We start from the raw sequence: 22321 nt of genomic DNA on the forward strand, positions 1-22321 counted from the left end.
GGGCGATGCGCAGCATCGAACCCGAATCTCGCGCGACAATCTCTGGATTCTCTGATGCGCAATTGCGCATCAGAGTTCGTGACTTCGTCGCGCCCCGGAATGACGGTGGGCCAACATGATCTCCCCCACCCTTCCCGCCGAACTCAAAGCCGCTCTCGACGGCAAGCTGCAGGGCTTCTCCCGCAGCGACGCGGCACAGCGCTCACAGAAGATCTCGACCACGTATCGCGCCGGCGGCACCTCCAGCACGATCAAGTCGGCAGCCGATGCGCTCGCTTATGCGCTGGCGCGCATGCCCGCGACCTATGCGGCGGTGGCGGGCAGCCTCAATGCACTGACCGAGATCGCGCCCGATCTCGCCCCCGAAACATTGCTCGACGTTGGCGCCGGCCCGGGCACCGCCAGCTGGGCGGCCGCCGAGGCGTTTCCGTCGCTGCAGGATTTCACGCTGCTCGACGCCAATGCCACGCTGAGCCGGCTCGCGCTCGAACTCGCACGCGACAGCACCCGCCTCGCTGACTGCCGCTATCTACCGGGCGATGCCGGCGGCAATCTCGCTGAAGTCTCTCAAGCCGATCTCGTCATCGCCAGCTACATCATCGGCGAGCTCGGCGAGGCCGATCAGCGCAAGCTCGCGGAAGCCATGTGGGCCAAGGCGCGCCACGCGCTGGTGGTGATCGAGCCCGGCACACCGGCCGGCTACGCCCGCATCCTCGCCCTGCGCCAGCAGCTGATCGCAGCCGGCGCCTACGTCGCCGCGCCCTGCCCGCACGAGCGGCCCTGCCCGCTCATCGCACCCGACTGGTGCCATTTCAGCCAGCGCCTGCCGCGCTCGCAGGCGCACCGGCAGATCAAGGGCGCCGAGGTGCCGTTCGAGGACGAGCGCTTCATCTACGTCGCCCTGACCCGCACCCCGCCCGCGAGCCGCGCCGCGCGCGTGCTGGCACCGCCGGAGGTCGGCAAGGCCGAGATCACGGTGAAGCTCTGCACCGGGAACGGTGTCGCGCTGACGAAGGTCCCACGGCGCGATAAAGCCGCCTATGCGAGTGCCCGGCGCTGGCGCTGGGGCGACGCGGTTGTTGCTGAAAGTTAACCTCGTTCAGGGCTTTCGCCTTGAACTCCGTTGGCGCCTCATCCGACCAAATCCTACCTCCCCTCCGCGGCGGGCTCTCGCTCCGCGCCAATTTGGTCTACCCTGACGCCCGCCTTCTTCCCTCTTCAGGAGTTTTTCATGTCGACCGGCTGGATCGTTCTCGGCGTCATCGTCGTCCTCGCGCTGTTCGCCTTCAGCGCCTACAACCGCCTGGTGGCGCTGAGCCAGCGGGTCGGCCAGGCCTTTGCCGATATCGACGTGCAGCTCAAGCAGCGTCACGACCTGATCCCGAACCTGGTCGAGACCGTGAAGGGCTATGCCTCGCACGAGCGCGGCACGCTCGACGACGTCATCAAGGCGCGCAATTCGGCGATGTCGGCCCAAGGACCTGCGCAAGTGTCCGCCGCCGAGACCCAGCTCTCCGGCGCGCTCGGCCGGCTGATCGCGCTGTCGGAAGCCTATCCCGACCTCAAGGCCAACGCCAACTTCCAGCAGCTCGCATCCGAGCTTTCCGACCTCGAGAACAAGATCGCGGCGAGCCGCCGCTTCTTCAACAACGCGGTGCAGGAATACAATACCGGCATCCAGCAGCTGCCCGCTGCCTTGTTTGCCGGCATGTTCGGCTTCACCAAGAAGGACTTCTTCGATCTCGGCGCCAGCCGCACCGAGGTCGAGACCGTGCCGCAGGTGAAGTTCTGATTTGAGCCGATAGGCCGGCAGGGCACCCGCGTCATGGCCGCGTATGGTCTCTACACGCACATCGCCTCGAACAAGTTTCGTTCGATGCTGCTGCTCGCCGGTCTGTTCGCGCTGGTCTATGTGCTGGTCTATGCCGGCGCGCTGGTGGCCGAGGTCGTCATCAACGGCAATGGGACCGTCGGCTACTACCTGAGCCGCGCCTTTGCCGACCTGCTCAAGGCCGCGCCCTTCGCCACCATCGCGGCGCTCGCCTGGATCGCGATCGCCTATTTCTTCCACCAGTCGATGATCGACGCCGTGACCGGCGGCCACGGCGTCACCCGGCAGGAAGAGCCGCGGCTCTACAACCTGCTCGAAAATCTCTGCATCTCGCGCGGCATCACCATGCCGAAGCTGAAGATCATGGAGAGTCCGGCGCTGAACGCGTTCGCGACCGGCCTCAATCCGCGGCAATATTCCATCACCGTGACCACCGGCCTCCTCGATGCGCTCGACGACAAGGAGATCGAGGCGGTGCTGGGGCACGAGCTGACCCACATCAAGAACGGCGACGTGCAGCTGATGGTGGTCGCCGTCATCATCGCCGGTGTGGTCGGCTTCTTCGGCGAATTGTTCTTCCGCCTGTTCACGAATCTGAACTGGAGCTCGGGCTCCGGCGGCTCGTGGTCCTCAGGCTCGTCGTCGCGGTCGTCTTCGTCCTCGAGCGACAGCAAGAGCTCCGGGGGCGGTGCGATCATCGTCATCATCATCGCGATCGTGCTGATCGTGCTGGCCTGGCTGCTGTCGCAGGTGGTGAAGCTCGCGCTGTCACGGTCACGCGAATATCTCGCCGATGCCGGCTCGGTCGAGCTGACGAAGGATCCCGATGCGATGATCTCGGCGTTGCGCAAGATCGAGGGCCGCGGCGAGCTGCCGGGCGCGACCTCGGCGGTGATGGAGCTCTGCGTCGACAATCCGCGCGAGGGCTTTGCCGATTTGTTCGCGACCCACCCTTCCGTGCAGTCCCGGGTCGAGGCCCTGGTCAAGTTCGCAGGCGGCCGCGACCCCGGTCCGCTGCCGGACCCCACCGAAGAGACGGAACAGCCCGAGGCCGAACAGGTCGGCGCGCAGGATGGGCCGCCGCCGCTCTCGCAAGGGCCGTGGAGCGATGGCGCCGGTCCTGCCAACCTGCCGTCCGTTCCCGCGCCCAGCCCCTCAGCAGCCCCTGCAGCCAATCCGATGGGACCGTGGGGCCGTCACTGACGGCGTGATTTGCCGCTCCATGCGGCGGGTTTCGCGGCAATCGGGAAAATCCTCGGGAATTACCGCAAGGGGAGCACAAGGAATTGAATTCTCCCTTGTTTCTGCCATGTTCGCGCCCAACAGCAGACTCGGGACGTCTTTTGGGACATCGATTTGGGGCCCGGCCGATTGCGACCTCGCGATCGGGGGCGCGCGTTAGGGGACAGAAATGGCAAAGCCGGCAGTGGTTGTGGTGGGCGCGGACAAGGGCGGGGTCGGCAAGACCACGGTATCGCGCACCCTGCTCGATTATTTCTCGGCCAACAACGTGCCGACGCGCGCCTTCGACACGGAGTCGCCGCGCGGAACCCTGAAGCGCTTCCATCCCGACATCACCGAGATCGTCGACATGACGACGACCTCGGACCAGATGAAGATCTTCGACACGCTCAACGCTGTCAGCCCTTCGGTCACCGTGATCGACGTCCGCGCCGGCCTGCTCTCGCCGGCGCTGGCCTCGCTCCGCGACATCGGCTTCCTCGACGCCGCCAAGGCCGGCCAGATCACCTTCGCCGTGTTCCACATCCTCGGCCCTTCGATCGCCTCGCTGGAGGAAATCGCGGAGACCGCAGGTTTCATGGGCGGCGCGAAATATTTCCTGGTGAAGAACTTCATCAACGACACCCAGTTCTTCCAGTGGGACCAGGCGACCTATAATTCCTACTTCCACCGCATCAAGGACGCGACCGAGCTGACCATCCCCAAGCTCAACGAGATGGCCTATGAGCAGGTCGAGGTGTCCTCCGTCCCGTTCCTGAAATTCGTCGCCAACAAGGGCATCAACGACGAGGCCGCGAACTATTCCTTCGTGCTGCGCGGCTATGTCCGGCACTGGCTAGCCAATGTCTGGAGCGAGTTCGACCGCATCCGCCTCACCGACATCGTTGGCTCGAAATCCGTCACCCGCAACAGCGAAAAATAGTTGCGGACCCCGGGCGGATACGGCTGGATTGGGCGGTGAGTTGGCCCAGATAATAACTGTCGATGCCCGCAACGCCCGTCTACATCATCTGCTCGCCTCGCCCGCAGGTCGGCAAGACCCTGCTGGCGCGGCTCTTGAGCGAATTCCTGTTGCTCAAGAACGGCAACGTCGCGGCCTTCGACGTCAACCTGAAGGAGCCGTCGCTGCTCGATTACCTGCCAAAGGTGACCGAGACCGCCGACGTGATCGACACCTACGGCAAGATGCAACTGATGGACCGCGTCATCGTCGATGACGGTGTTGCCAAGGTCATCGACCTCGGCTTCCACGCCTTCGACGAGTTCTTCAAGATGACCGACGAGATCGGCCTCTTGAAGGAGGCGGCGCGGCGCCACGTTGCGCCGATGATCCTGTTCCTCGCCGACACCGACCGCGTCTCGGCCCGCGCCCACGAGATGCTGCGCGGGCAGATCCCGCGGATGAACCTGGTCACGGTGGACAACGAATATGTCGTCCGCGGCGAGCTGCCGCCTGCGATGGGAGGCGGCCGGCTGTTCCGCCTGCCCGCGCTGCCGGGTTTCCTGAAGACCTATATCGACCGGTTGAATTTCTCCTTCACCGGCTATCTGCGCCAGGAAAAGGACTCCTCGACCGAGCTGCACCAGTGGACGCGGCGCAATTACATCGCTTTCCGGGAGCTCGAGCTCAGCCTGATATTGCAGCGGTCTTGACCGTCCTTCCGGCGAAGGCCGAGACCCAAGAAGGCAGGACGACTTCAGATCCTAAGCTTACTGAGAAGATTCCAAGGACACGGCGATTACATCAAACAGCTCAATGTTGGCCCGAATTCCGAGTACAAAATCCCTGGCATCCCCTCCTCCGCCATATAATCGACTCCCGTCGACAAGCTGATTGAAGGGCTCATTCCCTCCCAACTCAAATACGAATGCGGGATCGTCGGCGTGAGAGATCCAAAACATCAATGGCATCTGGGTACAATAAGGACTCCCGCCAAGATCGGTGCTGACCTCGAAGACGAGACCGCAGTCCAGATTCTTATGCCAGCGATTGCGACGGCGCTTGAATGCGAGCGCCGAGCTGAACTCATCGATGAAAGGAAGGACGTCTCGTTTCTTTCCTGTCCAACCGGTTGTCTGGATTCCCAGACGCTCGCCCTCCCGCCTCTTCTGCATCCTGATGGGGGCCAATTCGCTGTTCGCAAACTCCCTGTCAAACCAGGTTTTCTTCAAATGCTCATACAAGCCTCTGACGAGGGGAGGAGATTGAAATGGAGGTTCGACAAAATCCCTGACCGCAAAGAGCTCGTCCAAAAATGCAGAACGGTATTGTGGTTCGATGCCAAAATACCGCGTCTCGGAAAGGACCCTTCCCGCGCATCGCATTGTCTCCAACGCGACCTCATCCCAGTATCGATTGAGCAAGTCCGCCTGGTTCTCGCCGCAGAATTCGATCATGCGATTCTGCCATGCCCTGTGCAACGCAAAGCCGCGCGCCTCAAAGGCGAGTTGTGTCGAAACACGTCCTGGCCAGTTTGCCAGCGCGGTCAGGAGAGGATGATCTTCCATGACGAAATCTCACCGCAACCGAGCTCCATCAGCGGAGCCGACGGCATCACACGACGTTCCGCGATTTTCGAGATCAGCGTGATGCTGCAGAACTCTTGACCAACGTCCCCGCGAAGGACGAACGACGAAGCTCAGTGCCCCTCGAATGTCATCAGCGTGCGTACTGGCACGTCCATGGCGCGCAGCTTGGCGGCGCCGCCGAGCTCGGGCAGGTCGATGATGAAGCAGGCGGCGACGACGTTGGCACCGATCTGGCGCAGCAGCTTCACCGCGCCTTCCGCGGTGCCGCCGGTGGCGATGAGGTCGTCGACCAGGATGACGCGCTCGCCGGGGTGAATTGCGTCGACATGCATCTCCATCTCGTCGATGCCGTATTCGAGCGAATAGGCGATGCGCACGGTGGTATGCGGCAGCTTGCCCTTCTTGCGGATCGGCACGAAGCCGGCCGAGAGCTGATGCGCCACCGCGCCGCCGATGATGAAGCCGCGCGCCTCCATGCCGGCGACCTTGTCGATCTTGTTGCCGGCCCAGGGGTTGACGAGCTCGTCCACGGCGCGGCGGAATGCGCGCGCATCCGCGAGCAAGGTGGTGATGTCGCGGAACATGATCCCGGGCTTGGGATAATCCGGGATGGTGCGGACGCTCGCCTTGATGTCGTGGTCAAAGGTCATTCGTGCCTCTCAATTGACCGGCGCATCCAGCCGGAACGCGTTTTCGACAATACGTAGCCCCACCTCGCCGCCGAGCGACATCAGCGATTCCGGATGGAATTGCACGCCGGCGACCGGCAGGGTCTTGTGCTCCAGCGCCATGGCGACGCCGTCCTCGGTGCTGGCGGTGACGCTGAGCACCTCCGGCATGCTGTCGCGCTCGACATAGAGCGAGTGATAGCGGCCGATGACGATCTCGTTCGGCAGATTGCGCATCAGGCGGCCGCCGCGCACCTGGACCCGCGAGGGCCGGCCGTGGGCCGGATGGGTGAGCTGGCCGAGCTCGCCGCCGAAATATTCACCGATCGCCTGCACGCCGAGGCAGACGCCGAACACCGGCAGCTTCTTCTCCAGCGCCGCGTCGATGGTCTTCTTAATCCCGAAATCCTCAGGGCGCCCGGGGCCGGGCGACAACACCAGCAAATCCCACCTCTTCTGCTTGAGCATGTCGAGCGCATGCACATAGCGGACCACGGTGACGCTGGCGCCGACCTGGCGGAAATAATCGGCGAGCATGTGCACGAAGCTGTCGTCATGGTCGATCAGCAGCACCTGCTTGCCCGAGCCGGTGGCATCCGGCGCAAATGTCGAGAGTGGCTTCGGGGGATCGCCGCGCAGCGCCTGGAATAGCGCAGCGGCCTTGACCTGGCATTCGCGGTCTTCGGCGGCCGGATCGGAATCGAACAGGCAGGTGGCGCCGACGCGCACCTCGGCGAGACCATCCTTCATGCGGATGGTGCGGATGGTGAGGCCGGTGTTGATGCTGCCGTCGAAATTCACCGCGCCGATCGCGCCGGCATACCAGCGCCGCGGCGAGCGCTCGTGATCCTCGACGAACTGCATCGCCCAGAGCTTTGGCGCACCGGTGACGGTGACTGCCCAGGCATGGGTGAGGAAGGCATCGAGCGCGTCGAAGCCGGGGCGCAGCATGCCCTCGACGTGATCGACGGTGTGAAACAGTTTCGAGTAGGTCTCGATCTGGCGGCGTGCCAGCACCTTGATGGTGCCGGGCACGCAGACGCGTGCCTTGTCGTTGCGATCGACGTCGGTGCACATGTTGAGCTCGAACTCGTCCTTCTCCGAGTTCAGCAGCTGGCGGATTTGCTCGGCATCGCCGATCGCATCAAGGCCGCGCGCGATCGTGCCCGAGATCGGGCAGGTCTCGACGCGGCGGCCGTCCGAGCGCACGAACATTTCGGGCGATGCCGAGACCAGGAATTCGCCCTCGCCGAGATTCATCAGCGCGCCATAGGGCGACGGGTTGATGACGCAGAGGCGCTGGAACACTTCGGCCGGCGAGCGGTCGCAGGGCTCGGCGAAAAGCTGGCCCGGCACGGCCTCGAACAGATCGCCGCGGGCAAAGGCGGCGCGCGCGGTCTCGACGGTGGCCTGATATTCGCCCGGCGCGTGATCGGCAAAGCCCTGACGCGGCGTCTTCAGATAGGGGCTGTCGGCGGTCTCGCGCGGCAGGCCCTCGGTCGATTTGCCCTTCCAGGTGAAATCGTAAGAGAGCACGACGCCGCGGCCGGTGGCGCGGTCGTAGGCGAGCAGACGATCGGGAATATAGAGCACGATATCGCGCTGGTCGGCCTCGCGGGGGCGCTTCTGCACGAGGTCCTCGATCTGGAAGACGAGGTCGTAGGCGAAGGCGCCGAACAGGCCGAGCAACCCGTCATCGCCAGCGGAGAAGGCGGCAATGATGTCGCGCACCAGCGACATCACGCTGGCACGCCGCGTGCGCTGGTCCTCCTCGACCGGCGCATCGCCGCGGATAATGTGGCCGGCCAAGCGCGTTGCCGTCTTCTCGGAGATGACGACGCAGGGCTCGCGCAGCACGTCGCCGAGGAAGGCGATCAGCACCTCTCCGCGCGCGTTCAGCGCTTCCAGCTTGAAATTGACGCCAACCGTCTCGAGCTTGAGCGGCGGATCGGAAAAGCCGAGATCGAAGCTCTCGTAGCGGCCGGGCACGGTCGTGCCCGAGGACAGCACCACGCCGCGGCGGCGGTCGAGCAGGTTGATCAGGTCGTCGAGCCGGTTGGCACCGCCGGTGAATTGCTCTGCCACGCGCGTGATCGCCAGACCCGCGCGGGTCGCATAGTCACTTCTGGCCGGGAGGGCAAAGACTGTCCTGTTCATGTCGTCCTCTTACGAAACTTGCCGAGGGAACGCCACACAGGACAAACGATCAGGCCGCCGCACTGCGTGGGCGACCTTCGACGATTTTGGGAAAAGAAATCGCACCGGCCACCTCGTCAGGAGGTGCGCCACCAAAGACGGGCTGGGCGGACGGCGGTGCTCATGGGGGGATACTCACCATGGCGCGGGGGCGGCGTCAAGGGCGGCTGGGCTGCGGGTCAGAGGCCGCACTTCTTCCAGAGGGCTGCCATCTCGGCATCGCTGGCAAACTCTCCGCGGTCGGCTTGATCGAGACCGTCGCGAACGGCCGCCCTTTGCTCCTCCGGGATCGCGAAGACCTCGCGTTCCCGGCGCCTCTTGTCCTCGGATCGGTCTGGCATCCGCTACCCCAGATGCTTCCTGAAAAACTCCGTCGCCCGACCCCAGGCGAGCTCGGCGGCTTCACGGTCGTGCACGGCCTGGCGCTGCTCGTTGACGAAGGCGTGCTCGGCGTCATAGCGGAACAGCTCGAGCGACTTGCCGGCCGCCTTCATGGCCTTCTCGAAACCGTTGACCAGCTCCGGCGTGCACCAATCGTCCTTGTTGGCGAAATGGGCCTGGAGCGGGATCTTGACGTCGGCGGGCTTGGCCGCCTGCTCGGGCGGGATGCCGTAGAACACGACGCCGGCCGCGAGCTCCGGGATCTTGGTCGCGCCGATGATGGTCACGGCGCCGCCGAGGCAGAAGCCGGTCAGCCCGACCTTGGCGCCGTTGCGTGACAGATATTGCGCGGCGCCGCGCACGGTCTGCGTGGTGGCGTCCATGAAGTCGAGCGAGTTCATCTCCTTGTTGGCGCTGTCCGTGTCGTGATACGGCACCACCTTGCCCTTGTAGAGATCGGGCGCCAGCGCATCGAAGCCGGCCAGTGCGAAGCGGTCGCACAGGCCCTTGATCTGGTCCGACAGGCCCCACCATTCCTGGATCACGACGACGCCTGGCGCATTGCCGCGCGCGGCGTTGGCGAGATAGCCGGAGGCGTCCTTGCCGTCCGGGCGCTTGAAGGTGATGCTGGTTCCCATGGTGTCCTCCGGTGAGTTTCTGGGGGATCGGTTGGCGGCATTTTGGCGGGTGGGAGCGGTCGGCGCAATCCACACTCTCGTCATTCCGGCGCGATGCGTCAGCATCGAGCCCGGAATCCATTTATCACCATCTCCGCCGCGCAATGGATTCCGGGTTCGCGCAATCGCGCGCCCCGGAATGACAAAGCAAAAAGCCCCCTTGCGGGGGCTTTTTCATTCACATCTTGCGCCGCTCAGTGCGAGGCGGCCCAGACCTTCTTCTTGGTGAAGTACATCAGGCCCGCGAAGATGATCAGGAACACGAACACCTGGAAGCCGAGGCGCTTGCGTGCCTCCATGTGCGGCTCGGCGGTCCACATCAGGAAGGTGGTGACGTCCTTGGCGTACTGCGCGACCGTGGCCGGCGCGCCGTCGTCATAGGTCACCTGGCCGTCGCTGATCGGCTTCGGCATCTTGATGGCGTGACCGGGGAAGTACTTGTTGTAGTACGAGCCCTCTGGGATGGTGACGCCCTCGGGCACCTTCTCCTCATAGCCCTGGAGCACCGCGGCGACGTAGTCAGGCCCCTGCTCCTGGTACTGGGTGAAGACGTCGAAGATGAACCAGGGGAAGCCGCGCTTGTAGGAGCGCGCCTTGGTGATCAGGGACAGGTCCGGTGGCGCGGCGCCGCCGTTCGCGGCACGCGCGGCCTGCTCGTTCGGGAATGGTGAGGGGAAATAGTCCGCCGGCCGGCCGGCCCGCTCGAACATGTCACCCGCATCGTTCGGGCCGTCCTTGACCTTGTACTCGGACGCGAACGCCGCGGCTTGCGCCACCGAATAGCCGGGCCCGCCGGGCTCGGCGAGGTTGCGGAAGGCGACATAGGAGAGGCCGTGGCAGCTGGCGCAAACCTCCTTGTAGACCTTCAGGCCGCGCTGCAGCGCGCCGCGATCGAACGTGCCGAACGGCCCAGCGAACGACCACTTGTTGCCCGGCGGCTTGTCACCGCCTTCGGCCGCCTTCGCGGTGTCGACCGAGCTGGCGAACAGCGAAGCGGCGAGCGCCAGCACGATCGCGGTCGAGACCATCGGCGTCGACCGGCTGCCGGTCTTGGCCAGCACGGCATCCGAGATCGAGTTCGGCACCGGCCGCGGCTTCTCGATGCGCGCGAGCAGGGGCAGGACGATCAGGAAGTAGGCGAAGTAGCAGAACGTCAGGATCCGGCCGGCAATGACGTAGATGCCTTCCGGCGGCTGTGCGCCGAGATAGCCGAGCAGGATGCAGACCGCGACGAAGATCCAGAAGAACTGCTTGGCGAGCGGGCGATACTTCGACGACCTGGTCTTGGCGCTGTCGAGCCAGGGCAGGAAGCACAGGATGATGATCGCACCGAACATCGCGACGACGCCCGCGAGCTTGTCCGGGATCGAGCGCAGGATCGCGTAGAACGGCAGGTAATACCATTCCGGCACGATGTGAGGCGGCGTCACACCCGGGTTCGCCGGAATGTAATTGTCGGCGTCGCCGAGATAGTTCGGCATGTAGAAGATGAACCAGGCGTACAGCAGCATGAAGCAGGCGACGCCGAACATGTCCTTGATGGTCGCATGCGGCGTGAACGGCACGGTGTCCTTTTCCGTCTTCGGCTCGACGCCGTCAGGATTGTTCTGACCGGCGACGTGCAGCGCCCAGACGTGGAGCACGACGACGCCCGCGATCACGAACGGCAACAGATAGTGCAGCGAGAAGAAGCGGTTCAGTGTCGGGTTGCCGACCGCATAGCCGCCCCACAGCAGCGTCACGATGCTCTCGCCGACATAGGGCACGGCCGAGAACAAATTGGTGATGACGGTAGCGCCCCAGAAGCTCATCTGGCCCCACGGCAGCACGTAGCCCATGAAGCCGGTCGCCATCATCAGGAGGTAGATGATGACGCCGAGGATCCACAGCACCTCGCGCGGCTCCTTGTACGACCCGTAGTAGAGCCCGCGGAACATGTGGACGTAGACGGCGACGAAGAACATCGAGGCGCCGACCGCGTGCATGTTGCGCAGCAGCCAGCCGTAGTTCACGTCGCGGACGATCAGCTCGACCGACTTGAAGGCGAGATCGGCGTTCGGCGTGTAGTGCATCGCCAGGATCACGCCGGTCAGGATCTGCATCCCCAGCATGAAGGACAGGATGGCGCCAAAGGTCCACCAATAATTCAGGTTGCGCGGGGTGGGATAGGCGACGAAGGAGGAATGGATGAGACCAAAGATCGGCAGGCGCCGCTCGATCCATTGCAGGGCCGGATTACTCGGCTGGTAGTCGGATGGTCCGCTCATGATGCGATCCTGAGGAAATAGTACGACGAGACGGCGCGAAGCTTCGGACTAAGGCCCGAAGCTCAGCCGATCTGGATTTTGGTGTCGGAAACGAACTGGTACGGCGGCACGGGCAGGTTCGAGGGCGCAGGGCCCTGGCGGATGCGACCGGACGTATCGTACACCGAACCATGGCAGGGGCAGAAGAAGCCGTCGTAGCTGCCTTCATGAGCGATCGGGATGCAACCGAGATGGGTGCAGATGCCGATGACGACCAGCCACTGCTCGTGGCCGGACTTGACCCGGGCCTCGTCGCTTTGCGGATCCGGCAGGCTCGCCACGTTGACGGCGCGCGCTTCGTCGATCTGCTTCTTGGTGCGGTGGCTGATGTAGATCGGCTTGCCGCGCCAGAATACCTTGATGTCCTGGCCTTCCGCGATCGGGCTGAGATCGACCTCGATCGGCGCACCGGCGGCGATGGTCGAGGCATCCGGATTCATTTGGGAGATGAAGGGCCAGAGCGCAGCCGCGCCCCCTACTGCTGCAAATGCCCCTGTTGCAACGAATAAGAAATCACGGCGTGTCGGATGGTCCGCCGAAGACGCTGTCGTCACGATTCCAACCCTTTCTTCTTGCGCTACCGGTGGAACCGCTCCGAGGGGCGCCCAAGAGGTCCCCGGAAAGGCTGCCGGCGCCCGCGGCCCCCCGCGGCGGCAGAACTTGGCTTGTTCACCTCTAAACGGGTGAAACAGCAGTCCAGAATCGTTCTATTGGCACCCTTGCCGGGCGAGCGCAAGCCCGCTAACGGCGTGGGAGCGTGCAATGCACGAATTCCCGGGCGGGCGATGTTTTATTGAGACATTTTGCGCCCGCAAGCCAACTCGCCGCCACCCATGCAGATCGCGCTTTTCCAGCCTGACATCCCCCAGAACACCGGCACGATTCTTCGCCTCTGCGCCTGCCTGGGGCTCGACGCCCATATCATCGAACCGGCGGGCTTCCCCATCTCGGACCGCCTGTTCCGCCGGGCGGGAATGGATTACCTCGACCATGTCAGGCTGACCCGCCACGTCTCCTGGGCGGCATTCGAGGACTGGCGCACAGGCCAGGGCCACCGGCTGCTGCTGTTCACCACCAAGGCCGCCACCGACTACCGCGATTTTCATTACCAGAGCTCCGACATCCTGCTATTCGGGCGCGAGAGCGCCGGCGTCACCGACGCGGTGGTCGAGGCCGCCGATGCGCGCCTGGTGATCCCGATCAAGGCCGGGGCTGCGGTCGCTCAATGTGGCCATGAGCGTGGCCATGGCCGCCGGCGAGGCGCTGCGGCAGACCCGGAACCCGAAAAGTGTGACAGGTTGAGGAGAGAGGCTTGAGTTACGCCGTCAAGGAAATCTTCCTGACCCTGCAAGGCGAAGGCGCCCATGCCGGGCGCGCCTCGGTGTTCTGCCGCTTTGCCGGCTGCAACCTCTGGAGCGGCCGGGAGGCCGACCGCGGGGATGCAACCTGCAAGTTCTGCGACACGGACTTCGTCGGCACCGACGGCACGCTCGGCGGGCGCTATGGCTCGGCTGCGGAACTCGCCGATACCATCGCCGCGCAATGGACTGCGGCTGCCGCCAATCGCTACGTGGTGCTGACCGGCGGCGAGCCGCTGCTCCAGGTCGACACTGCGTTGATCGAGGCGCTGCACGAAAGAGGCTTCGAGATCGGCATCGAGACCAACGGCACGATCGCGGCTCCCGACGGGCTCGACTGGATCTGCGTCAGTCCCAAGGGCGGCAGCGAGCTGGTGCTGCGGCGCGGCCACGAGCTGAAGCTGGTCTATCCGCAGGCGCTGGCGATGCCCGACGCATTCGAGGATCTCGCCTTCGAGCGCTTCTCGCTGCAGCCGATGGACGGCCCTGAGGTCATCGAGAACACCGCGCGCGCGATCGACTATTGCCTGCGCCATCCGCAATGGCGGCTCAGCGTGCAGACCCACAAATCGCTCGGCATCAGATAGGACCCGACCTTCGAATGCAGATGGACGACACGAGGATCGAAGAGCGCAAGGCCCGCGCCCGCGGCTGGTTCGAGCGCTTGCGCGACGACATCTGCGCGAGCTTCGAGCGGCTCGAGGACGACGCGCCGCAAAACCTCCATCCGGGCGAGGCCGGCCGCTTCAGGCGCACGCCCTGGCAGCGCACCGACCATTCCGGCGCGGCCGGCGGCGGCGGCGTGATGTCGATGATGTCGGGCCGGCTGTTCGAGAAGGTCGGCGTGCACTGCTCGACGGTGCATGGCGAGTTCGCCCCCGAATTCCGGGCCCAGATCCCGGGCGCTGCAGAGGATCCAAAATTCTGGGCCTCCGGCATCTCGCTGATCGCGCATATGCGCAATCCGAACGTTCCCGCCGTGCACATGAACACGCGCTTCGTCGTCACCACGAAGGCCTGGTTCGGCGGCGGCGCCGACCTGACGCCGGTGCTGGAGCGAAGGCGGACGCAGGACGATCCCGACAGCGTCGCCTTCCACGCCGCAATGCGAGAGGCCTGCACGCAGCCGAGCGGCGTTGCCGACTACGACAAGTACAAGAAGTGGTGCGACGAGTATTTCTACCTGCCGCACCGGAAGGAGGCGCGCGGCATCGGCGGCATCTTCTACGACTGGCACGACAGCGGCGACTGGAACGCCGACCTCGCCTTCACCCAGGACGTCGGCCGCGCCTTCCTGAAGATCTATCCCGAGATCGTCCGGCGCAACTTCGCGAGCGCCTGGACGGCTGCGGACCGCGAGGAGCAATTGATCCGCCGCGGCCGCTACGTCGAGTTCAACCTGCTCTACGACCGCGGCACCATCTTCGGACTGAAGACCGGCGGCAACGTGGACTCCATCCTGTCGTCGCTGCCGCCGGAGGTGAAGTGGCCATGAACGCCGTGCCGCCGCCGCTCCCCCGCGCCATGCTGATCGACATGGACGACACCATCCTGTCGGCCTATGGAAGGCCCGAGATCGCCTGGAACACGATCACCGCCGAATTCGCCGAAGAGCTCGCCCCGCTGCCGCCGCCGATGGTCGCAACCGCAGTGCTGGCCTTCGCGCGAAACTTCTGGGCCAATGCGGAAGCGGCGTGGCGGATGAAGCTCGCCGAGGCCCGGCACCTGACGGTGAAGGGCGGCTTCGCCGCGCTCGCGGCCGCAGGCCACCGCGCCCTGCCCGACGACCTCGCCATTCGCCTCGCCGACCGCTTCACCGCCTATCGCGAGGAGGAGATGTTCGTCTTTCCCGGCGCGCATGAGGCGATCGACCGGTTCAAGGCGCTCGGCATCAAGCTCGCGCTGGTCACCAACGGCGCCGCCGACATGCAGCGCGCCAAGGTCGAACGCTTCGAGCTGGCGCATCGCTTCGACCACATCCAGATCGAAGGCGAACACGGCTTCGGCAAGCCCGAGGAGCGCGCCTATCTGCACGCGATGCAGGCGCTCGGCGTCACCGCCAAGGACACCTGGATGATCGGCGACAATCTGGAATGGGAAGTCGTGACGCCGCAGCGCCTCGGCATCTACGCGATCTGGATGGACGTGCATGGCGAGGGCCTGCCCGAGGGATCGACGATCAAGCCCGACCGCATCATCCGCTCGCTCGGCGAGCTGCTGCCCGATCGGGCATGATCGAGGGCCCAAAAACAAAACTGCGAAAACAACCCCATGCACAGTAGCCGGCTGCTGCAAAATCAAGGGCTTACGGATTTTACGAAATACTTCCTGACCCGTCGGGCAAAACAGGGGTATTATGGCATGGTCGCGAGGGGTGCGATCGAGCCTAGAGCATGATGAAATGAGGCTCGGTCACTGCAAGGAGGAAGGTGCGCTCCCTCTCCCGCCTGCGGGAGAGGGTTGGGGAGAGGGTGTTTCCACAATGGGACAACCCCCAAGAGGAGAAAGCCCTCACCCGGCGCTTCGCGCCGACCTCTCCCGCAAGCGGGAGAGGTGAACGAGCCGCGGCAATCGGTTCGCACTAAAGCCATTCCGCTCTGCTCGCGCTCCTGCGACAGGTTCGATCACGCCGAAGGCAGCCTATTCCGCGGTGATATTGCCGGTCTCGATGACCCGCTTCCAGCGGGCCAACTCGGAGACCAGAAACTCCTGGAATTGCTCCGGGGTGTTGGCCACGATTTCGAGGCCGATATCCTCCATTCGTTTGCGGACGTCCGGCGCCTTCAGCGCCGCGACGATCTCGCCATGCAGTTTTGCTTTCACGTCGGCAGGAAGGCCCTTCGGAGCAGCCACCGCCTGCCACGAAAAAACGTCGACACCATCAACCCCAAGTTCCTTCAAGGTCAGCACGTCGGGCAAAAGAGGGGATCTGGCGTCACCGGTGATGGCGAGCACCTTGAGCTGCCTGGATTGAATTTGCCCGATGACGGCGTTGACGTTTTGAAACGATACGTTGACATGCCCCGCGATGAGATCACTCACGGCAGGCGCCCCGCCGCGATACGGCACGTGGAGACCGGTCGTCCCAGTGCGCTGCCAGAACAGCGCCGCCGTGAGATGATCGGACGAACCGGCACCCGAGCTTGCAAAAGTGATCTTGCCGGGCGCCTTCTTCAGTTGGTCCACCAGTTCGGCGACCGTGTTTGCCGGAAAGTTCAAGTTGGCGACCAGGACGTTCGGTGCGCGTACAGCGACCGTCAAGAGGTCGAAGTCCTTCAGAGGATCATACTTCAGATTGGGCTGAAGAAATGGATTTGTCGCATAGACACCGATCGAGCCGACGAGGATGGTGTATCCATCCGCTGCCGCCCGGGCCACCGCTGTTGCTCCAAGAGCGCCCGTTGCGCCGGAGCGGTTTTCGACGACCACCGGCTGCCCCAGCGTATCGGAAACCTTCTGTCCGATTGCTCGCGCGACCATGTCGGACGAGCCTCCCGCCGGGAATGGAACGATGAAGGTGATATTCCTTTCCGGCCAGGCCGCGTATGCCATCGAGGTCGCGGCAAGAAGTATGATGCCAGCGGCACAAAATCGAATCTTCGATAAGAGAGTTGCATTGCCCATTGCCGATCCTCCGTTGCGACGTTTTCTGAGGGCCTATTTTACGGGCTCATGCCATCCCGATTGATGCTCAGATTGGATTGATTGATCCACTCTTTATCATCAGCGTTTTGTCGCAGCGAAACCGCCGCGCCGGCGCCTGCATCCGACAACCCGCCTGCCTCACTTGAAGTGAAATGCTTCACAAGCCGCAATCCGGGATTGCGGTAGCCTCGTGACATGGGGCGTGGTGAGTTGGAGGCGACAATGGAGCAGGACCTTCCGAAGCAGGCAGCGCGCACGCGATCCCCGGTGAAGGCGGCGGGCATCTGGCAGCGAATTCAATCATGGGACAGCCGCCTCTCGGTCACCAAGGGACTGACGGCCGTGACCCTGCTGACCGGCTTCCTGGGCGGATATTTCCAGTACCTGAGCTCCTATGAGCAGAAGGTCGGCGAGCAGGCCAAGGCGGACATGCAGAAGGCGACCGACACCTTCCTCGAGATATCGGATGCCTTCGCCGACGTGCAGATGCAGCAGGAGACCATGCTGCGCGAGCAGTTCGGCTCGCTGAAAGCGCAGGCAACGCCCGCTTTCATCCCGGTGGACTCCAAGACATTCGACTCGCTCTCGGACTATTGGAAGGCGCGCACGTCGCTGCGGCGGAACGGCGCCATCTTCGCCCGCAAGGCGGAGATCTACATCGACTGGCCCAGCGACCTCGGCCGCGATCCGGCCGCGGAGCACTCGCTCGACCAGGATCCCCTGACGGCAACGCTGCTCACCAAGTACAATTTCGATTGCGATTCCGAAGACAATCTTCCGCAGTTCAGAGGCGCGATCTACAATGGCGCCGATCCCGGACGCCCCAGCGACGAATTGTGCAACGACCCCGCGGCCAATGGGCCCAAATCCTACGTGAACCTCTGTGCCAGACGCGCGAATGGCGAGATCGATGCGTTGCAGAAGGTCGTGACCATCAACTGGTGGAGCGCCAAGCACCACGTCCTGGCGATGCATCATTGCTTCGAGGTGCTCCGCGGCGGACCGAATGCTCTGCAAGCTCCGGCCTCCAGCAACGACATGCCGAACGAGCACAAGCTCGATAAGCCGCGCGACAGCAACGAGCACCGGCTGCAGCTTCAGGCGCGACGGCTGGACGCGTTCATGACGCTGACCATGGCGCAGCTCGACCGCATCAGGGTGCGATACCGCCCCACCGGCTTCTTCTGCCATGTTCCGCTCGCGCGCGATGCCATCGGCTATTTCAGCAACCAGTGCCTGCCGAACCAGCCGGTCACGAGCGCGCGCGGCTGAAGCGTGCCGCACGACACCAGCGGATCCTTTTTAGTACCGGCGGCCGGCGTGATCGACCTGTCATGACGGCCTGTTAGCGTTGGCCCTGTCGATCAACCCGAAAGGACAATCCATGGATCTGAAGGCCGGCGATGTCGTGATGCTGAAATCCGGCGGTCAGCCGCTGACCGTCGCGGAGGTGAAGGACAACGAGGTGCTGTGCCTGTGGATGGGCATGGAAGGCGAGCTGTTCCGGCAGACGCTGCCGCTCGCCGTCCTGGTGCAGGTGGAAGAAGACGACGAGGACGATGAAGACGAGGATGATGACGAGGAGTAGGCACTTCTCGGACCGCATTCCCGTGACAACCGGGCGCTTCCCTTGATGGCCAGGGCTCTGGCATTTGAGAGCTGTTCCCTGCCGCCATCCTTCGAGACGCCCGCTTGAGGCGGGCTCCTCAGGGACGGAGTTTGCGGCTGCAGTTTCAACGGGCACTGAATCTGATGAGCCTCATCCTGAGGAGGCGCGTCAGCGCCGCCTCGAAGGACGAGGCGTGCGCACCGGCGGTCGCCACAAGTCATAAGCGATAGCCCTGCGCCGGTTGATCAGACGAGGATGCGAGGCGCCGCCGTGGCTTTGTCGCCCGAATTCGGTGTCCCCGTCGGTTCGATCAGGAGGATGTGCACTTCGCCGTGCGCCACCGGCCGGTGCTCAACGCCCTTCGGCACGACAAAAACCTCGCCGGGGTTGAGGGTGACCGTGCGGTCCCGCAGCTCGATGTCGAGCGTCCCGCTGAGCACGAGAAAGAAGTCGTCCGTGTCCTCGTGCTTGTGCCAATGAAATGGCCCCTCGAGCTTGGCCACCATGATGTCGTTGTCGTTATAGGTCGCGACGGTGCGCGGGGAGAAGCGATCGGTGAACGTTGCGAGCTTCTCGGCAAGATTTGCGGGGGCTTTCATGGCGTTTCCTGGACGAGCAGTCTGGTCCACGTTTGCAAGACGGGCTGTGCGGGTTAGCACGAGCTGAATCACAATACGAGACTGCAGCGACGCCGGGATGGCCGGGAGCGGCACGAGGATGGGTTTCGCAACGGCTCAACCCATCCTGCGAGCCGATGTCGGTCGGATCAGAACCGATAGTTGATGCCGCCCTTGGCCGTATGAAGCTGAACCTCGGTGTCCGTGAAGGACGCTCCGGGGAATGCAAGAGCATTGCCGTTCGACTTTCCGAGATTGATGTAGATGTACTCGGCCTTGAACGTCCAGCGCGGGTCAAAAGCCCATTCAAGGCCGCCACCCGCGGAGAAGCCCACCTGGAACTCCGACGAGGACGCGCTTCGCGTCAGGGCCGGGAAGAAGCCGTTGAAATTGGCAATATTCGGCGTGGCGAGATTGGAGGTGAAGATGCTGTTCTTGACGTGGCCCCAGGCGAAGCCGCCGGTACCGTAGATCAGCACATTGTTCGCCGCGTAGCCGAGACGTCCGCGGACCGTGCCGAAGACATCGATTTCCTGCTTCAGGTTGAAGACGCCGGTGAAGGCGCCATTGTCGCCGCCGATCGTTCCGGTGACGCTGAAGGGGCGGCTCGCCGTCTCCTTGATGGCCGCGCCGCTGACATCCGCTTCCAGACCGTACACGAACGTGCCGGACTGCCAGTTATAGCCGATCTGGCCGCCGCCGAATCCACCCTTGGGACTCACATCCAGGGAGAACGGCCCGGTGCCACCCGTGACGACATAGCCGGGGACCGTCCCGGTTGCGAGCGCGCCCGGATCGAAGGTCGCGGTCGGATCGCTCCAGCCATAACCGCCATGCACGCCGGCATAAAAACCGGTCCAGCTGAATGCGACCGGCACGGGCGGCGCCTTGGTGTAAGCCCTGCCGAGATCGGCCGCGAAGGCGGCGTGGGAGAGACAGAGAGCCGAGACCAGGAGAGTACCGGAGATAATGGATTTCATGACTTCCCTCGAACGCCGTGCGCGTGACAAGGCGGCGCCTTGCCGCGTGAGCACTCGTCGAACGGCCAATGACCGGCCGTCCGCTTCGGCCAATTTATAGAGGTGATCTCGCGTTGCTGCTGTAGCATCGGCAGCACAGCTTAGAGCTGTCGAACAGGGTTTATGCGCGCGAAGTTCGCCTGACGCGACGTAACCGAGATTGTCGCGACTTCGGGTGCTCCTCGGACGCCAAGAACGCCATTTCAGCCGCCCGTCGTCTACGCCACGAGCTGCCTCGCCGCCGCCGAGATCATCACCAGCCCGCCGGTGATCACGGCGGCATCGAGGATCGCCGTGTGAATCCGCACCGGCATCCGTTCGACGAAAGCTTTGGCGAGGAAGGCGCCGGGCACGGCCATGCCGCCGATCAATAGCGCCAAGGCGAGCACCTGCGCGGTGACGGCGCCGGCGAGGCCGAACACCGCGATCTTGATGAGGCCGGTGCCGAGCGAGATCATCGCATCTGTCGCGATCACGGCGGCGCCTTCGAGCCCTGCGGCCATCAGCAGCGAGAGCAGGATCACGCCGGAGCCCGAGGTGCCGCCGACCAGGACGCCGTAGCCGACCGAGCCGGCGGCAAGGCCGGTGTCGCCGATCCTCACAGCGCGGCGGCGGAGCACGCGGCGCAGCGGCACGCTCAGGATCAGCATGCTGCCGATCACGAGCGCGGCGCCGGCACTGGTGAGGCGGGTGTAGCCATAGGCGCCGAGGGCGGTGGTCAGCGCGGCGCAGGCCAGCACGATCGCGGCGCGGCGGCGGTCGGCATGACGGACATAGGCGAGCGCGCGGCTCGCATTGGTCAGCATCGCGGAGATCGCGATGATCGGCACGACCGGTTCGGCACCGACCAGCGGCACCAGCACCAGAGGCATCAAGGCGCCGGTGCCGTAGCCGGCGAGACCGCCGATGATCGAAGCAAACAACGCCATCGCTGCGACCAGCAGAAGCTGCAGAAGCGAGATATCGGCGAAGCCCGAGACGATGGTCAATCTTTCTGGTCGCCCTTGATGCGGGCGACGGCTTGATCGGCGATGGCGGCGAGCGCGGCTTGCTCTAACGGGAAATCCGCCGCGAGCCAAGCGTCCTCGGCGAGCGTCAAAACATGGCCGAGCGCAGGTCCTTCGGCGAGGCCGCGGGCGATGAAGTCGGCGGCCTTGAGCGGAAATTTCGGCGCGCTCCAGCGCTGCGGCAGCTCGGCGAGCGCACGCCAGCGCGGCGAATGCACGTCGGCGGCGGCGCGGGCCCAGCCCAGCAACACGCGGTCGTGATAGCGCTCGGGCCCGAGCCGGTACAGCAAGCGCCGCGCCCTGGCTTCGTCCTTGGTGGCGAAGCGCCACCAGCGGTGCCCCATCGAATCCAGCGCCTTGGCCTCGGCATTGGAGAGCCGCAGGCGGGCAGCAACGCGCTTGGCGTCTTCGGTGACGGCAACCGAGAGCGCGGCGAGGCGGCGCGTGCTGCTGGGGCCGAGGCCGAGCTCGCGCTCGATCGCGATCATCGCCTCCAGGGGGCCCGTATAGACGACGCCGCCGATCAGCGTTTGCAGCAATCCGCCATCGGCCATGGCGAGCGCTGCCGCGCCAGCACCGCCGGCCACCAGCAGCTTCAGCATCTCCATGCGCACGCGCTCGGCCGACAGGCTGGCGAGCCCCGCGCGTCCGCGGATGCAGGCGAGATAGCCGTCGCGGTCGGGATCGCCGGCGCCGAAGGCGGCGTGGATGCGGAAGAAGCGCAGGATGCGCAAATAATCCTCGGCGATGCGCTGGTCGGGATCGCCGATGAAGCGCACGCGCCGCGCTTTGGCATCAGCGATGCCGCCGACATGATCATAGACGATTCCGCGCGCGTCGACTGACAGGCCGTTCATGGTGAAGTCGCGCCGCTCGGCATCCTTGGCCCAGTCGCGGCCGAACGCGACCCTGGCCTTGCGGCCGAAGGTCTCGGTGTCCTCGCGCAGCGTCGTGACTTCATAGGGATGAGAATCGATCACCAGCGTGACGGTGCCGTGGTCGATGCCGGTCGGCACGCTCTTGATGCCGGCGGCCTTGGCACGCCGTATCACCTCGTCCGGCAGCGCGGTGGTCGCGATGTCGATGTCGCCGGGCGCAAGACCGAGCAGCGCGTTGCGCACGGCGCCGCCGACCACTCGCGCCTCCTCGCCATCGGTGCCGAGCAGCGCCAGGACGCGCGCTGTCCCGCCTGCGGTCAGCCAGGGCGCATTGGCGAGTAAAGTCTCCGCGCTCATC

At 64.5% G+C, this 22321-nt stretch carries 22 protein-coding genes and 1 pseudogene; 11 read left to right on the plus strand and 12 right to left on the minus strand.

Going from position 1 to position 22321, the window contains the following annotated elements; translation table 11 throughout:
* Positions 1 to 115: 115 nt before the first annotated feature.
* From BDOA9_RS32610 to BDOA9_RS32630, 5 genes are all read left to right on the plus strand, one after another.
* Entirely contained in the window at positions 116 to 1093 is a 978-nt protein-coding gene (locus BDOA9_RS32610; RefSeq protein WP_025038149.1) for a small ribosomal subunit Rsm22 family protein, read from the plus strand.
* 138 nt (positions 1094 to 1231) lie between these two features.
* Positions 1232 to 1792 carry a LemA family protein gene (locus BDOA9_RS32615; RefSeq protein ID WP_025038150.1) on the plus strand — a complete coding sequence of 187 codons (561 nt, stop codon included), beginning with the start codon at positions 1232 to 1234 and terminating at the stop codon, positions 1790 to 1792.
* Positions 1793 to 1825: 33 nt separating this feature from the next.
* The gene (locus tag BDOA9_RS32620) at positions 1826 to 3034 is read left to right on the plus strand and encodes a M48 family metallopeptidase (protein ID WP_025038151.1); all 1209 of its coding nucleotides are present in this window, start codon (positions 1826 to 1828) and stop codon (positions 3032 to 3034) included.
* Positions 3035 to 3242: 208 nt separating this feature from the next.
* Positions 3243 to 3995, plus strand: coding sequence for a hypothetical protein (locus BDOA9_RS32625; protein WP_025038152.1), 753 nt, complete (start codon positions 3243 to 3245; stop codon positions 3993 to 3995).
* A 62-nt stretch (positions 3996 to 4057) separates the two neighbouring features.
* On the plus strand, positions 4058 to 4726 hold the full coding sequence (locus tag BDOA9_RS32630; RefSeq protein ID WP_025038153.1) for a hypothetical protein: 669 nt from the start codon (positions 4058 to 4060) through the stop codon (positions 4724 to 4726).
* A 57-nt stretch (positions 4727 to 4783) separates the two neighbouring features.
* Here BDOA9_RS32630 and BDOA9_RS32635 read toward each other — a convergent pair whose 3' ends face one another.
* The 7 genes from BDOA9_RS32635 to petA all read right to left on the minus strand — a co-directional run bounded on the left by BDOA9_RS32635 (position 4784) and on the right by petA (position 12384).
* Positions 4784 to 5581 (minus strand): hypothetical protein, encoded by a 798-nt coding sequence (locus BDOA9_RS32635; protein ID WP_025038154.1) that lies wholly within the window; start codon positions 5579 to 5581, stop codon positions 4784 to 4786.
* Positions 5582 to 5712: 131 nt separating this feature from the next.
* Positions 5713 to 6252 (minus strand): adenine phosphoribosyltransferase, encoded by a 540-nt coding sequence (locus BDOA9_RS32640; protein ID WP_025038155.1) that lies wholly within the window; start codon positions 6250 to 6252, stop codon positions 5713 to 5715.
* A gap of 9 nt (positions 6253 to 6261) precedes the next feature.
* A complete protein-coding gene (locus BDOA9_RS32645) occupies positions 6262 to 8427 on the minus strand; it encodes an anthranilate synthase component I (protein WP_025038156.1) in 2166 nt (721 codons plus the stop codon).
* 218 nt (positions 8428 to 8645) lie between these two features.
* Positions 8646 to 8807 (minus strand): hypothetical protein, encoded by a 162-nt coding sequence (locus BDOA9_RS39160; RefSeq protein WP_192859642.1) that lies wholly within the window; start codon positions 8805 to 8807, stop codon positions 8646 to 8648.
* A gap of 3 nt (positions 8808 to 8810) precedes the next feature.
* Positions 8811 to 9485 (minus strand): dienelactone hydrolase family protein, encoded by a 675-nt coding sequence (locus tag BDOA9_RS32650; RefSeq protein WP_025038157.1) that lies wholly within the window; start codon positions 9483 to 9485, stop codon positions 8811 to 8813.
* Positions 9486 to 9718: 233 nt separating this feature from the next.
* Positions 9719 to 11791 carry a cytochrome b/c1 gene (gene fbcH, locus BDOA9_RS32655; protein ID WP_025038158.1) on the minus strand — a complete coding sequence of 691 codons (2073 nt, stop codon included), beginning with the start codon at positions 11789 to 11791 and terminating at the stop codon, positions 9719 to 9721.
* Positions 11792 to 11853: 62 nt separating this feature from the next.
* Entirely contained in the window at positions 11854 to 12384 is a 531-nt protein-coding gene (gene petA, locus BDOA9_RS32660) for a ubiquinol-cytochrome c reductase iron-sulfur subunit (RefSeq protein ID WP_025038159.1), read from the minus strand.
* A gap of 279 nt (positions 12385 to 12663) precedes the next feature.
* Here petA and BDOA9_RS32665 point away from each other — a divergent pair.
* The 4 genes and pseudogenes from BDOA9_RS32665 (at position 12664) to BDOA9_RS32680 (ending at position 15423) form a co-directional block, all read left to right on the plus strand.
* Positions 12664 to 13132 (plus strand): annotated as a pseudogene (locus tag BDOA9_RS32665) (tRNA (cytidine(34)-2'-O)-methyltransferase).
* Between the two features lie 10 nt (positions 13133 to 13142).
* Positions 13143 to 13775, plus strand: a complete 633-nt coding sequence (queE, locus tag BDOA9_RS32670; protein WP_025038160.1) for a 7-carboxy-7-deazaguanine synthase — start codon at positions 13143 to 13145, stop codon at positions 13773 to 13775.
* 20 nt (positions 13776 to 13795) lie between these two features.
* Complete coding sequence (hemF, locus tag BDOA9_RS32675; RefSeq protein WP_244521562.1) at positions 13796 to 14683, plus strand: oxygen-dependent coproporphyrinogen oxidase; 888 nt, start codon at positions 13796 to 13798, stop codon at positions 14681 to 14683.
* Complete coding sequence (locus BDOA9_RS32680) at positions 14680 to 15423, plus strand: HAD family hydrolase (protein WP_042336836.1); 744 nt, start codon at positions 14680 to 14682, stop codon at positions 15421 to 15423. Before hemF ends, BDOA9_RS32680 begins: the two co-directional genes overlap by 4 nt.
* A gap of 405 nt (positions 15424 to 15828) precedes the next feature.
* On the opposite strand, the gene BDOA9_RS32685 is transcribed toward BDOA9_RS32680, so the two are convergent.
* A complete protein-coding gene (locus tag BDOA9_RS32685; protein WP_042336837.1) occupies positions 15829 to 16812 on the minus strand; it encodes a Bug family tripartite tricarboxylate transporter substrate binding protein in 984 nt (327 codons plus the stop codon).
* Positions 16813 to 17055: 243 nt separating this feature from the next.
* Here BDOA9_RS32685 and BDOA9_RS32690 point away from each other — a divergent pair, with 243 nt between their 5' ends.
* Positions 17056 to 18105 (plus strand): hypothetical protein, encoded by a 1050-nt coding sequence (locus BDOA9_RS32690; protein ID WP_042336838.1) that lies wholly within the window; start codon positions 17056 to 17058, stop codon positions 18103 to 18105.
* A gap of 112 nt (positions 18106 to 18217) precedes the next feature.
* Positions 18218 to 18421: a YodC family protein gene (locus BDOA9_RS32695; RefSeq protein ID WP_025038165.1), complete on the plus strand. Its 204-nt coding sequence runs from the start codon at positions 18218 to 18220 to the stop codon at positions 18419 to 18421.
* A gap of 266 nt (positions 18422 to 18687) precedes the next feature.
* On the opposite strand, the gene BDOA9_RS32700 is transcribed toward BDOA9_RS32695, so the two are convergent.
* The 4 genes from BDOA9_RS32700 to BDOA9_RS32715 all read right to left on the minus strand — a co-directional run bounded on the left by BDOA9_RS32700 (position 18688) and on the right by BDOA9_RS32715 (position 22320).
* A complete protein-coding gene (locus BDOA9_RS32700; protein WP_025038166.1) occupies positions 18688 to 19041 on the minus strand; it encodes a cupin domain-containing protein in 354 nt (117 codons plus the stop codon).
* A 167-nt stretch (positions 19042 to 19208) separates the two neighbouring features.
* Positions 19209 to 20039, minus strand: a complete 831-nt coding sequence (locus BDOA9_RS32705; protein ID WP_025038167.1) for an outer membrane protein — start codon at positions 20037 to 20039, stop codon at positions 19209 to 19211.
* Between the two features lie 257 nt (positions 20040 to 20296).
* Positions 20297 to 21067 (minus strand): sulfite exporter TauE/SafE family protein, encoded by a 771-nt coding sequence (locus BDOA9_RS32710; RefSeq protein ID WP_025038168.1) that lies wholly within the window; start codon positions 21065 to 21067, stop codon positions 20297 to 20299.
* Positions 21064 to 22320: a CCA tRNA nucleotidyltransferase gene (locus BDOA9_RS32715; RefSeq protein WP_025038169.1), complete on the minus strand. Its 1257-nt coding sequence runs from the start codon at positions 22318 to 22320 to the stop codon at positions 21064 to 21066. Before BDOA9_RS32715 ends, BDOA9_RS32710 begins: the two co-directional genes overlap by 4 nt.
* Between the last annotated feature and the right edge of the window lies 1 nt (position 22321).

Origin of the sequence: Bradyrhizobium sp. DOA9, assembly GCF_000617845.2 — a bacterium.
Taxonomy (GTDB): Bacteria; Pseudomonadota; Alphaproteobacteria; order Rhizobiales; family Xanthobacteraceae; genus Bradyrhizobium.

What these genes read in the sequence shown, in the direction of transcription:
- BDOA9_RS32700 (WP_025038166.1), bottom strand. Translation starts at nt 19,041, where the DNA reads ATGAAAGCCCCCGCAAATCTTGCCGAGAAGCTCGCAACGTTCACCGAT.
- BDOA9_RS32695 (WP_025038165.1), top strand. Translation starts at nt 18,218, where the DNA reads ATGGATCTGAAGGCCGGCGATGTCGTGATGCTGAAATCCGGCGGTCAG.
- BDOA9_RS32645 (WP_025038156.1), bottom strand. Translation starts at nt 8,427, where the DNA reads ATGAACAGGACAGTCTTTGCCCTCCCGGCCAGAAGTGACTATGCGACC.
- BDOA9_RS32615 (WP_025038150.1), top strand. Translation starts at nt 1,232, where the DNA reads ATGTCGACCGGCTGGATCGTTCTCGGCGTCATCGTCGTCCTCGCGCTG.
- BDOA9_RS32620 (WP_025038151.1), top strand. Translation starts at nt 1,826, where the DNA reads ATGGCCGCGTATGGTCTCTACACGCACATCGCCTCGAACAAGTTTCGT.
- BDOA9_RS32680 (WP_042336836.1), top strand. Translation starts at nt 14,680, where the DNA reads ATGAACGCCGTGCCGCCGCCGCTCCCCCGCGCCATGCTGATCGACATG.
- BDOA9_RS32705 (WP_025038167.1), bottom strand. Translation starts at nt 20,039, where the DNA reads ATGAAATCCATTATCTCCGGTACTCTCCTGGTCTCGGCTCTCTGTCTC.
- fbcH (WP_025038158.1), bottom strand. Translation starts at nt 11,791, where the DNA reads ATGAGCGGACCATCCGACTACCAGCCGAGTAATCCGGCCCTGCAATGG.
- BDOA9_RS32685 (WP_042336837.1), bottom strand. Translation starts at nt 16,812, where the DNA reads ATGGGCAATGCAACTCTCTTATCGAAGATTCGATTTTGTGCCGCTGGC.
- BDOA9_RS32650 (WP_025038157.1), bottom strand. Translation starts at nt 9,485, where the DNA reads ATGGGAACCAGCATCACCTTCAAGCGCCCGGACGGCAAGGACGCCTCC.
- BDOA9_RS32640 (WP_025038155.1), bottom strand. Translation starts at nt 6,252, where the DNA reads ATGACCTTTGACCACGACATCAAGGCGAGCGTCCGCACCATCCCGGAT.
- hemF (WP_244521562.1), top strand. Translation starts at nt 13,796, where the DNA reads ATGGACGACACGAGGATCGAAGAGCGCAAGGCCCGCGCCCGCGGCTGG.
- BDOA9_RS32610 (WP_025038149.1), top strand. Translation starts at nt 116, where the DNA reads ATGATCTCCCCCACCCTTCCCGCCGAACTCAAAGCCGCTCTCGACGGC.
- BDOA9_RS39160 (WP_192859642.1), bottom strand. Translation starts at nt 8,807, where the DNA reads ATGCCAGACCGATCCGAGGACAAGAGGCGCCGGGAACGCGAGGTCTTC.
- BDOA9_RS32715 (WP_025038169.1), bottom strand. Translation starts at nt 22,320, where the DNA reads ATGAGCGCGGAGACTTTACTCGCCAATGCGCCCTGGCTGACCGCAGGC.
- BDOA9_RS32635 (WP_025038154.1), bottom strand. Translation starts at nt 5,581, where the DNA reads ATGGAAGATCATCCTCTCCTGACCGCGCTGGCAAACTGGCCAGGACGT.
- BDOA9_RS32690 (WP_042336838.1), top strand. Translation starts at nt 17,056, where the DNA reads ATGGAGCAGGACCTTCCGAAGCAGGCAGCGCGCACGCGATCCCCGGTG.
- BDOA9_RS32625 (WP_025038152.1), top strand. Translation starts at nt 3,243, where the DNA reads ATGGCAAAGCCGGCAGTGGTTGTGGTGGGCGCGGACAAGGGCGGGGTC.
- BDOA9_RS32630 (WP_025038153.1), top strand. Translation starts at nt 4,058, where the DNA reads ATGCCCGCAACGCCCGTCTACATCATCTGCTCGCCTCGCCCGCAGGTC.